General features: G+C 47.6%; 10 protein-coding genes and 1 pseudogene. 5 read left to right on the forward strand and 6 right to left on the reverse strand.

Going from position 1 to position 11,214, the window contains the following annotated elements:
- The coding region (locus QT994_RS26705) for an ISAs1 family transposase (protein ID WP_445243950.1) at positions 1-939 on the reverse strand (939 nt) is incomplete at its 3' end.
- 242 nt (positions 940-1,181) lie between these two features.
- Here QT994_RS26705 and QT994_RS26710 point away from each other — a divergent pair.
- Positions 1,182-2,162, forward strand: coding sequence for an aldo/keto reductase (locus QT994_RS26710; protein ID WP_333180008.1), 981 nt, complete (start codon positions 1,182-1,184; stop codon positions 2,160-2,162).
- Between the two features lie 43 nt (positions 2,163-2,205).
- Here QT994_RS26710 and QT994_RS26715 read toward each other — a convergent pair whose 3' ends face one another.
- From QT994_RS26715 to QT994_RS26730, 4 genes are all read right to left on the reverse strand, one after another.
- Complete coding sequence (locus QT994_RS26715; protein WP_333180011.1) at positions 2,206-3,417, reverse strand: M20 family metallopeptidase; 1,212 nt, start codon at positions 3,415-3,417, stop codon at positions 2,206-2,208.
- A 201-nt stretch (positions 3,418-3,618) separates the two neighbouring features.
- The gene (gene bioD, locus QT994_RS26720; protein ID WP_333180014.1) at positions 3,619-4,326 is read right to left on the reverse strand and encodes a dethiobiotin synthase; all 708 of its coding nucleotides are present in this window, start codon (positions 4,324-4,326) and stop codon (positions 3,619-3,621) included.
- A gap of 66 nt (positions 4,327-4,392) precedes the next feature.
- On the reverse strand, positions 4,393-6,090 hold the full coding sequence (locus QT994_RS26725) for a serine/threonine-protein kinase (protein ID WP_333180017.1): 1,698 nt from the start codon (positions 6,088-6,090) through the stop codon (positions 4,393-4,395).
- 374 nt (positions 6,091-6,464) lie between these two features.
- Positions 6,465-6,923, reverse strand: coding sequence for a GatB/YqeY domain-containing protein (locus tag QT994_RS26730; protein WP_333180020.1), 459 nt, complete (start codon positions 6,921-6,923; stop codon positions 6,465-6,467).
- A gap of 611 nt (positions 6,924-7,534) precedes the next feature.
- Between QT994_RS26730 and QT994_RS26735 the strand changes: the two genes are divergently transcribed.
- From QT994_RS26735 to QT994_RS26750, 4 genes are all read left to right on the forward strand, one after another.
- Positions 7,535-8,527 (forward strand): ribose-phosphate pyrophosphokinase, encoded by a 993-nt coding sequence (locus tag QT994_RS26735; RefSeq protein ID WP_333046601.1) that lies wholly within the window; start codon positions 7,535-7,537, stop codon positions 8,525-8,527.
- A 432-nt stretch (positions 8,528-8,959) separates the two neighbouring features.
- Positions 8,960-9,679, forward strand: coding sequence for a DUF3747 domain-containing protein (locus QT994_RS26740; RefSeq protein WP_333180023.1), 720 nt, complete (start codon positions 8,960-8,962; stop codon positions 9,677-9,679).
- Between the two features lie 70 nt (positions 9,680-9,749).
- Positions 9,750-9,971: a hypothetical protein gene (locus tag QT994_RS26745; RefSeq protein ID WP_333180027.1), complete on the forward strand. Its 222-nt coding sequence runs from the start codon at positions 9,750-9,752 to the stop codon at positions 9,969-9,971.
- The gene (locus tag QT994_RS26750; RefSeq protein ID WP_333180031.1) at positions 9,968-10,186 is read left to right on the forward strand and encodes an S-layer homology domain-containing protein; all 219 of its coding nucleotides are present in this window, start codon (positions 9,968-9,970) and stop codon (positions 10,184-10,186) included. The genes QT994_RS26745 and QT994_RS26750 overlap by 4 nt, the downstream gene beginning before the upstream one ends.
- A gap of 15 nt (positions 10,187-10,201) precedes the next feature.
- Here the strand turns inward: QT994_RS26750 and QT994_RS26755 are convergent.
- A pseudogene (locus QT994_RS26755) lies at positions 10,202-11,139 on the reverse strand (IS4 family transposase); the annotation flags it as partial.
- Between the last annotated feature and the right edge of the window lie 75 nt (positions 11,140-11,214).

Raw genomic sequence — 11,214 nt, forward strand, 5'->3', positions numbered from 1 at the left:
ACTTAGGTAAAACTGTACGTCGTGCGTAGTTTTGTTCCACAGATGACGAACTCTTTCGATCATCACAATAGTACGTAAGCCAGGCCATTGCTCTTGCTTGTAAAGTCCTCCTAGTTTGGCAAGTGATACCGCCCAAACTTTTCGAGTTTCGAGGCGATGATGTCCCTTTTCGGTTCGTGAATCATAACTCATTTCAATTCCCATGAATTCCTGAGTTTTTGCCGTCTCAAACCAGTCTTTAACTTGATTGTAAAGAGTGGGATGATTGCTTTTTAGTGCCACGACATAATCGGCTTTTTTCTGACGAATCAGTCGGACTATTTCTGTTTGAGTCCCCATCGCATCAATGGTGATAATCGCCCCAGCAATGTCGAGTAATTCTAGTAGGGCTGGAATTGCTGTGATTTCATTGGAATGGTCTTCAACCTTAACTTGCCCGAGTACCAAACGCTGTCCGCTCGCCCAAGCTGTGACTAAATGTAAGTTTTTTAAACCTTTCTCTCGATCGTAAGAACCTCGCAAACTTTTGCCATCTATGGGGATGATTTCTTGGCAAACTGAACCCATAATTCGTTGCAACCATTGCGATAATTTCTCCTCTAAAACTTTCGGGTCTAGCTTTTCAAACACCCGGCGAAATGTATCATCGCTGGGGATGCCATTGGGTAACTCTAAAAATTCTTCTAACCATTGTTGCTTGCTGAGTCCATAATTTTCGATGTCTTCCCACCCCTGGGCGCCGGCGATCGCAGCTAATATGGTAATGACCAGAATGTCTTTAAGTAAATGTTGTTTTGTTCGGTCTACTCTCGGGTCTGGTATGTCATCAAAATAAGTTGATAAGCAAGCTTGTAAGTGTTGCAGGGAGATCGGTTGAGACCTGTCGGGCTTCGGTGATGATTTTGGCTCAGTCACAACACGATCAAATCCTTTCTCGATTGATTTTTCCTCACCATTCGTGACACAGATGAAGCACTATTATAGAACCCATTTGACATCTTTGAGGCTGCGAGTCGCTCGCCCGTTATCCCTCGATCGTCCGTTGTCTGTCGATCGTCAAAATCTCTCAAATGGGTTCAAAGAATCGCTCTTGACAGGATGCTCTTTTATATCTTGCCCTTTTTGTCAAGTACAATTTATACCAAATTAGATGAGCTTACCCTGCAACTACCATCAAAAAAATGCCAACTAACCAAAAAATTTTACTACCAACAATGGGCTGCGGCACTTGGGCCTGGGGTAACAGATTCCTCTGGGGCTACAATGAAAGTATGGACGAGGAATTGCAAGCCGTTTTCAATCTTTGTGTTAGTAACGGCGTCACTTTATTCGATACTGGCGACTCTTACGGAACGGGCAAATTAAACGGACGCAGCGAGCAGCTTTTGGGGCAATTTTCTCAACAATATCAAGGGGTCAATAAAGACGGTATTTGTATTGCGACAAAACTGGCTGCTTATCCTTGGAGACTGACGCGACAATCAATGATATCGGCTTGCAACGCCTCTGCGGCGCGCCTCGGAAAAAATGTAGATTTGGTGCAAATGCACTGGTCTACAGCTAATTACGCTCCTTGGCAAGAAAGCGCTCTTTTAGACGGTTTGGCTGACCTTTACGAGCAAGGATTGGTTAAGGGAGTGGGCTTGTCTAATTACGGGCCGAAACGGCTGAAATGGGTGCATCGGAAATTTAACGATCGCCAAATTCCTATTGTTACTTTACAAGTGCAATATTCGCTACTTTCTACCTATCCGGTGACAGAACTCGGATTGAAAGATGTTTGCGATGAATTGGGGATAAAATTGATTGCTTACAGTCCTCTAGCCTTGGGTTTGCTGACGGGTAAATACTCCGAAAATGGCTCTCTTCCTAAAGGCATCCGAAGTTTGGCGTGCAAGCAGCTACTTCCGGGAATGCGATCGCTTTTGGAATGTTTGCGAGAAATAGCGGCATTCAGAAACAAGACTGTTTCGCAGGTAGCAATCAACTGGTGCATCTGCAAAGAAACTATTCCGATTCCAGGCGCTAAATCTGTGGCACAGGCGAGGGATAATATTGGTGCTTTGGGGTGGGAGTTGGACTCGGGCGAGATTGCAGAATTGGATAAGGCGGCGGCGAGTGTAGATAAGAAAATGGTGCAAAATATCTTTCAAACTCGATGATTAGATAGCGGTAAGGTGCGCGCCGCGCACCCTACATATAAAGCTAACCGCAAAACTTTTCCACACACCGCACAAACATTTCTACACCCATTCCCAGGGCAGTTTCATCAAAATCAAAGCGCGGGTGATGGTGCGGGTAAGCCAAGTTTTTCTCTGGATTTGCCGAACCTAAAAAGAAATAGCAACCGGGGACTTCTTGCAAAAAGAACGACATATCCTCGCCGCCCATTGTTTGACATTCCGGCACTATTCCCGCAGGAGTTTCTACAACCGATTCTGCCACGCCGCGCACCAATTCCGCTATTCTAGAATCATTAATAACTGGCGGATAAAGCGCACAATAATCTAATTGGTAATTTGCCCCGTGACTCTGACAAATTCCGGCAATTACTTGCTCGATTCGCTTTGCAAAATAACCTTGATATGCAGGATTGAAATAGCGCACCGTGCCACCGATTTGAGCGGTATCGGCAATGACGTTGTGGGTGTGGCCTGCGTGGAATTGGCCGACAGTGACTACCGCTGAGTCGATCGGGTCTATGTTCCGCGCGACAATTGCCTGCAAAGCGCTGACAATTTGGGCTGTAACTACGATCGAGTCCACAGTCTGATGTGGCATTGCGCCGTGTCCACCTTTGCCAAAAATCGTGCAGTCAAAAACTTCGACAGCCGCCATCAGCGCGCCGCTGCGGACGCCTACAGTGCCTAAAGGTAGATTGTTCCACAAATGCAAGCCGACGATCGCATCAACATCAGGATTCTTCAAAACTCCCGCTTCAATCATCGGTTTTGCGCCCCCTGGCCCTTCTTCGGCGGGCTGAAAGATAAATTTTACTTTACCCGAAAAGCTGTGTTTGTGCTTTGCCAGATAACAAACAGTACCAAGGGCGATCGCAGTGTGGCCGTCGTGGCCGCAAGCGTGCATAATTCCATCATGCTGCGATCGATAATCCACCTCATTTTCTTCTTGAATAGGCAAAGCATCCATATCCGCGCGAATTGCCAAAACCCGCCCCGGTTTGCCACTGTCTATAGTCGCGACAATACCAGTTTTAGCAATATTAGTTTCATGATCTATTCCCCATTCCTGCAACTTTTGTGAGATAAACTGCGCCGTTAAATTTTCATCAAAACTCAACTCCGGCTTTTGGTGCAAAAGGCGACGCCATTCCACTAGCTGAGGCTGCAAATTTCTAATCTCCAGCCGCAACTGAGATAAATCGACAGAGGTTAAATTCGGTAAAGTAGAAACCATGTTTTATTCTCCTTATAGCAATTCTGAATAATTTGTGAAACTCTCTCTTCTCTTTCTCTGCGCTCTCTGCGGTCTCTGCGGTTCAAATAAAATCTTCTTCAATCCTATCTGAGTTGTGCAGGAGATTTTTTTATGAACCGCAGAAGGCGCAGAGTACGCAGAGGAAGAGAAGAATGAGAAAGAGAGGTGTTGAGAATAGGGTTATTTAGAAGTTTGAGGAACTAAATTAACCCCTGGCAGTAACCGCTCTAAATCTAAATCTGAAGCAACTTTAGCTAATTTAGCAAGGTCAGTCGGGTCATCTAAATGCGGCAAAATACCCAACACAGGTATTTGAGTCAGCGACTGGATCAAATCAACGGGCGCTAAATCGGCCATTTCTTGTTCGGAACAAGCTTGAACGCAATTAAGCACAATTCCTCTGAGCTTAAAACCAGTGTGTCTGGCGAGAGCAACATTCGCCACAGCTTGCCCGATCGCCCCCAACCTCACAGGTACTACCAAAACCCCCCTCAGCCGCCAATCCCTGGCAATATCGGCCACCGTCAGTTCCCACGTTACAGGCGATCCCAATCCTCCCAAAGATTCCACCAATACAAAATCCTTGCGCTCCGAGAGGCTTTGCCAAGCCGTCCAGACCTTTTCGAGTTCGATACGTCTCCCCTCCCGTTCGGCGGCAATCGGCGGTGCTAGAGGTGCATCAAAGTGCACCGGATTGAGTTCTTCGGGGGATTGGTCGAGGGAAAACAAACGGGTGTATAGTTCGCGATCGCCCGTTCCTGTTTGCAACAGCTTCATAATTCCCAAACTGCGATCGGGAAAATACATTTGCCAATAAGCAGCCAGAGCGGTGGTCAAAACAGTTTTGCCCGCGTCGGTATCAGTTCCAGCAATTAGCAGCGAGTTCATTGGCAAATAGCTAACAAGTAATTGGCCTCAACCTCAGTCTAGGGGAATTTTGCCAGAAGTTTAGAGTTAAGGCGACGGCGCGGGACTTGGTGCAGGTTCCGGCGACGGTGCGGGAGTTGGGGCAGGTTCCGGCGACGGTGCGGGAGTTGGGGCAGGTTCCGGCGACGGTGCGGGAGTTGGGGCAGGTTCCGGCGACGGTGCGGGAGTTGGGGCAGGTTCCGGCGAAGGCGCTGGTGTTGGTGCGGGAGTCGGTTTGGGTGCGGGAGTGGGTGCGGGAGTCGGTTTGGGGGCTGGAGTCGGTTTAGGAGTCGGTTTGGGCCCGGGAGTCGGCGCTGGCGTCGGTTTGGGTGTCGGAGTTGGCGCTGGCGTCGGTTTGGATATCGGAGTTGGCGCTGGGCTTGGTTCTGGGCTCGGTTCCGGCAAAGGTTCTGGGCTCGGTTCTGGCAGAGGTTCTGGGCTCGCTTCTGGTAAAGGTTCTGGGCTCGGTTCTGGGGTTGGGGTTGGTAAAGGTTCTGGGGTTGGGGTTGGTAAAGGTTGCGGGGTTGGGGTTGGTAAAGGTTGCGGGGTTGGGGTAGGCAAAGGTAGAGGGTTTGGTATCGGAGTTAGTGTCGGCGTCGGACTTGTCAGTGCTGGCGCTGTCGGAGTGGGTTTGGGCCGCGAATTGTTGAGAAATGAGCCGACTAAGGCCCAGGAACCGAAGCCCGTCAAGATTACTAAGCCCCCCAGCAGTCCGATCGCAGCGATGGGATTGTCCCAAAAAGAGCCGCCAACAGGCTCACTTAAAGGGTCTGGCTGGTTTTGCGGATGGGAACTCTGGGCGGCTGGCTCTGGCGGTCTGCCCACGGCCACCGTTGCTATTAGCGAAGGGTTTGTCGGCACCACTGCTGGCGGCGCGGGCGGTACAGTTGGCTGGCTAGGCTTAGGATTAGTTTGGCCGTCGAGTGCTTGGGCGACTTCGCTGACAGATTGATATCGATCGCCTGGAGACCTGCTCAACATCCGATTCAGCACCAAAGCCAAACCCGTGCTCACCTGCACTTGCTGCTGCCAATTCCACTGCAGCGTGGTTTGATCGAGCAATTCCTGCGGTTCTTTGCCTGTCAGCAGGACGATCGCCGTTACAGCTAAAGCGTAGAGGTCGCTGCTGGCTGTTGCCCGCCCGCTTTGCAACTGTTCCATCGGCGCGTAGCCGATTTTACCGACAGTGGTCGCGTGGGCTGTTCCTTCGGGAGACTGGACTTTGGTGGCAAGTTCCTTCACCACTCCAAAGTCAATCAGCACCGGCATCTGGTCGTTTTCCCGCCGAATTATGTTTTCTGGGGAGATGTCGCGGTGGATGATTCCGCGGGCGTGGATGTGAGCCAGTACCGGCAGCATTTGCCGGATAAATACCAAGACTTCGGCTTCGGTGAAGGTGCGACCCTTTGAAGTTCGATCGAGCAACAGTTCGCGGTAAGTCATCCCTTCCACGTAATCCTGCACTAAAAACAAACGCTGGTTCTCTTCAAATATTGCCCGAAACTGGGGAATTTGTGGGTGCCCAATTTGGTAAAGTATTGCCGCCTCTCTTTGAAACAATTCCTTCGATTTTTCTAAAACGTAAGGCCCGCTTTGCACCGGAATCAATTCCTTCAGGGCGCAGCGTTCTTGAAACCGTCCCAAATCTTCTACTAAATAAGTCCGGCCAAATCCCCCTTGACCTAAAATATTCACCAAGCGGTAGCGGTTTTGTAGGAGAGTTCCAATAGCAATAGGTGGCTGCATAAGTTTAAGTAGAAACTGTTAAAAAATAGACGATCGCTCACAGACTTAGTAATGCTAGGTCTTTAATGCTCTTGAGCATACTTCACTATCTGTAGTCTCCAGTCCCGACCAAAGTTAGTATTTTACATTTTTTTGACATTCTTGGACGCCATGATGGTCAGAAACCGGGTTTTGTCACGAAAATACACAGGTTGTAACCCGCAGATCCGCTCAAAAACCCGGTTTCTTTAGTGTTGATGAGTCCTGGACTGTTTGAGCAACTTTGAGCAACAGCCCGGATTCCTGTTGGGTTCAAAGTTCAATATTCTGGTGGCGCCAATAGCCCGTCCCTGAAATGCCGATCGCCAATGCTGCAAGATTGGAGTTTGAGCTAACTAGCTGTTAAGCTTTGCTTTCACCAAGTCTTGAATTCTGTTACCGTCTGCTTTGCCCTTAAGCTGCTGCATTGCCTTGCCCATCACCTTGCCCATATCTTTTGCAGAAGTAGCGCCAACCGAAGCAATCACTTCGTCAACGACTTGACTCACCTCTTCGTCTGACATCTGCGCCGGCAAATACTCTTCAACAATTGCCAACTCCGCCTCCTCTTGTGCCACTAAATCTTCGCGACCACCTTTGCGGTATTGTTCGATCGAATCCCGGCGCTGTTTGGCTATTTGCATCAAAATTTCCATTTCTTGAGCTTCTGTCAGCGTCTCTTGGCCGGAAGGACGGAGGCTAACTTCTTTTTCGAGAATAAATTTCTTGATGCCGCGAACTGTTTCCAAGCGAACTTTGTCCTTGGACTTCATGGCTGCTTTGATTTCTGCGTCAATGCGTTCTCTTAAGCTCATCGATTTCTACCTTGCTTTGCCCGATATCAAAAATCTGAAGTATGCTTCCGATTCTTAACTTTTTTTACAGTATTTTTCAAGTTTATTGCCTGTTGGTGGCTTTTTTATCCCATTGAACCCGGATGCCTTCGGCTTTCGACTGAATTTGGGGCTGAGGCTGCACTTGCAGCCTCAGCCCCAAATTGACTCACGGCAAAACTTTTAGACGCAGGGACACAAGTGCGATCGTACTTCTGCCTGTACAGAGATCGCTAGAGCCCACATTCCGCACCCTGGGGTGTCACCCAGCATAATTACGCAGAAGACTCGATCTTTAGAGTAATAAATTATGCCTTTTAAAAGTTTTTTTTCCGTTAATGTACGGTATTCAAGTATAATTCATAGTTTTATTGCTGGATAAAAATAAGTAAAAACCGATTGTGACCGTTAATGATGCCGAATGTGGGCTAGAAACGCGGTTTCTCGGACATATTTTTGCAAGTCCTATTCAATTCGCCTAACTTCACACTTGTGGCCGCCCCGAAAGTTAAATCTATCAAAAAATTAGCTGAATATTTCTAGTTTCAGATGGTAAGATAGCGATGGAATAAACGTCCTGCAAGAGGCCTGCTGTGATCCGTTCTGCTACTTTACCGCTTCCGCTTCCCGAGCCGCCGGTTTCCGCTCATGACCGTCTGCGGCTGTTCTCCGGTTCTGCTAATGTTCCCCTCGCCCAAGAGGTGGCTCGCTATCTGGGGATAGATTTGGGGCCGATGGTTCGCAAGCGGTTTGCTGATGGGGAACTCTACGTTCAAATTCAAGAATCGATTCGGGGTTGCGATGTTTACTTGATTCAGCCAACTTGCTGTCCGGTAAACGATCGCCTCATGGAATTGTTAATTATGATCGATGCTTGTCGCCGCGCTTCGGCCAGACAAATTACTGCCGTCATTCCCTATTACGGATATGCTAGGGCTGACCGCAAAACGGCCGGAAGAGAGTCGATTACTGCAAAATTAGTGGCTAATTTGATTACGGAAGCTGGGGCCGGTCGCGTTTTGGCGATGGATTTGCACTCAGCTCAGATACAAGGTTATTTTGACATTCCTTTCGACCACGTTTACGGTTCGCCGGTGCTTTTGGATTATCTGGCGAGCAAGCAATTGACGGATATTGTTGTGGTTTCGCCGGATGTTGGCGGAGTCGCTAGAGCGAGAGCTTTTGCCAAAAAGCTTGGCGATGCTCCCCTGGCAATTATTGACAAGCGCCGCCAAGCTCACAACGTGGCAGAAGTGATGAATCTTATCGGTGATGTCAGGGGCAAAACTGCTGTGTTGGTGGACGACATGATCGATACTGCCGGCACGATTTCTGAGGGCGCCCGATTGTTGCGCCGCGAGGGTGCGAGGCAGGTTTATGCTTGTGCTACTCATGCGGTGTTTTCGCCTCCGGCGATCGAGCGTTTGTCTAGCGGCGTGTTGGAAGAGGTAATTGTTACGAATACAATTCCTGTGCCTGAAGAGAACCGTTTTAAGCAGTTGACGGTGCTTTCGGTAGCGAATTTGCTCGGAGAAACTATTTGGCGGATTCACGAAGATAGTTCTGTTAGCAGTATGTTCCGCTAGACACGAAAGGCGCTTTTTCAATGTTTGTTTTAGGGTGCGTTACACTTGGTTAACGCACCATTTTTTTTGTGAATAGTGCGATAGTTTCCCGCAAGTAAGAAGCCCAGGCCCATCCAAATTTTACTGTCAACTCCCATCAAATTCTGGTCGGTGGGCCTCCCGCCCGCCCGGAAAATACAATTTAGATGCCCAACAGCTTATCAAGTTTCTCGGTAAAATAACGGTTATAACTTTGTAGTCAGGACTAAAGTCCTCATAAAAATTGGCTCGGACTTTAGTTCTCACTACGAACCAATGTGATGATCGGCGATCGATCGCACTTGGTACCACCGGAACAAGAGATGGTAAAATTCTATCTTGTTGTCTGGAGATCGCGACTTTTTTATATTCTAGATAGGTCTCATCAAAATAAGGAGCCAATAGGGAAAAATCATGAAACATTCACTTGTACGAACAGTGGCCGCACTGGCAGGTTCAGCAATTTTAACACTGGGCGCAATCGGTTCGGCTAAAGCATTTACTTTTGACGAAACCGAAATTAGCCAAGACCGAGTAATTGTCGTCGCCCAACCCCGCCCTTACGGCGGCTACCAATTGCTAATTTTAGAACAGGTATCTGACAAGCGAAAGTGCTGGAGCGAAAGTGGCTCTAATCCCGTGAAAGTCGATCCGTTATTAGTTACTTTTGATTTCACTGGTATTTGTGGCCGCGCAACTGACAGCAACGGCTTTTCAATTCGCATGGCCGGCACCGATTTAGCATTAAAATACACCCTAAGCTTGGAAACTGTTGATGGCAATGTTCTTCTAATGGGAACTCCGGTAGATTACCAAGGTAAATCGGTGATTATCGGTCGCACAAACGGCGATGTTAACGACTTCATGAAAATCAGTCTCGATCCTGCTTGGCGCTTGAGTAAAAGAGCTTACCAAGGCCGCACATTAGGTCACTTTTATTTCACTACCAATCAATCCGCACCGGGAGAAATTGGCAATACCGGAGGCAATACCGAAGCAATACCGCAGCCAATACCAATACCAATACCGCCGCCATCATCGCAGCCATTACCGCAGCCATCACCGCAGCCATTACCGCAGCCATCACCGCAGCCATTACCGCAGCCAATACCGCAGGAAATACCAATACCGTAGGCAATACAGGCTTTTCTACAATTCGGAGATAGCTACCGATGATATCTACGCTTCCGAAATTAAAGAAGCTGTGGGCTTTGGGTTTGTAGCCCGGTTTTCTCAAAACAATACCTTTCGACCGCAACTTGCTGTTACCAGAGAGCAATTGGTATCTTTAGTATTGGAATCCTGGAAAGGAATACAAGATGCTATATCACATTTCCTAGCAATGTTTCTATCCGTCCCTATAGCGATGTTGATATTGTCCGGTGGAGTGCCTGAAAAGTTCTATTTGCGCGGGAAAACAAGATAGTTAGCGGTTATCAAGATGGAACTTTTAAACCTACGCAGCCCGTCACTCGCGCTGAATTGATGGCGGTGCTCCGTCGAGCGGCGGAATTTGGTTTCTCTGCCCGGGGAATGAACCGGGATTTAGTTGGTAACGAACCGTCTAAAACTTTTTCAGACACTCAGAATTATTGGGCTGCTTTTATTTTTACTCAAATGTCTTCTTATTGTTCTGCTTAGCGGGTGACAACGTACCTATAATGCTTGCTGCATAAAGGATAGAGCCAAGAAGCCGCGCTGAAAATAGAGACGTTTATGGGGTTTGAGCGCAATTAGACTTGTTACCCAATCGTTCCATAATTCCATCCCATAGATCCACCGTTGTCCATAGAGGCTCAGACTAAATTCACTTTGGCGTGGGGTTTTGTCTTGATGCTCCTTGATCCGTCCTGCATAAATTTCTACACCTAACTTCTTGAGCCATTGTCCGTGAACCGTCGCCAAACTATAAGCAAGCGCAATCAATAAGACCAAGGATAAAAAGCGAGTTTCATTGACCTTGGTATCTTCTCGCATTATAACCAGCAGTTTTGTAATCTTTGAACATCTGTTCAATGCCCCACCGACAACAATAAACATCTAAAGTCAGCTTCAAATTGGGGAGATTTGTCAGAATATACCAAGGTTCTTTTGGTCCGGGCTTACGATATTTTCGTTTCCAATACACAGCCAGATTAAATGGCCCTAAACCGTCTCCTTTATTTCCCAAAATATTCTGATAAAATTTGGACATCCCAGGTTTGAAGCCAAGCTTTTTGATCACTTGATAGTCTTCACCTAAATTCTCTTGAAATTGGAAGTCTTTTTTCTGACGTAGTGCAAAAGATACACCCCTGGCATCAAGCCATGATGCGAGTTTGGGGCTATGAAACTCTCGATCGCCATTATACTAAGACGGGATAGTTCTTAAACAGAGGAAGGACGATACCTAACAGTCGTTTTTGAGTCTTGAGGTCACTGTTACCTGACTTCTTTAAGAGTTCCCAATATATCGGAAGAGCATGAGTTCCCCAGACCAGACTAACCATAAATATATTGTGTCCTTTCCACTGTGTCCGGTCGATTGCAACAATCCAATAGCCATACTTTTGATGCTTGAGTTTTCTTACACAGCGACGTTGTTCTCGGTTTAAACTGAGATCTTGCACCATTCTCAATTAGCCCTTGCATTTTGTGCCAAAATGTGAAAAAAAGGACGTATAAACAAT

This window comes from Microcoleus sp. S13_B4 (assembly GCF_036700885.1).
GTDB lineage: Bacteria > Cyanobacteriota > Cyanobacteriia > Cyanobacteriales > Microcoleaceae > Microcoleus.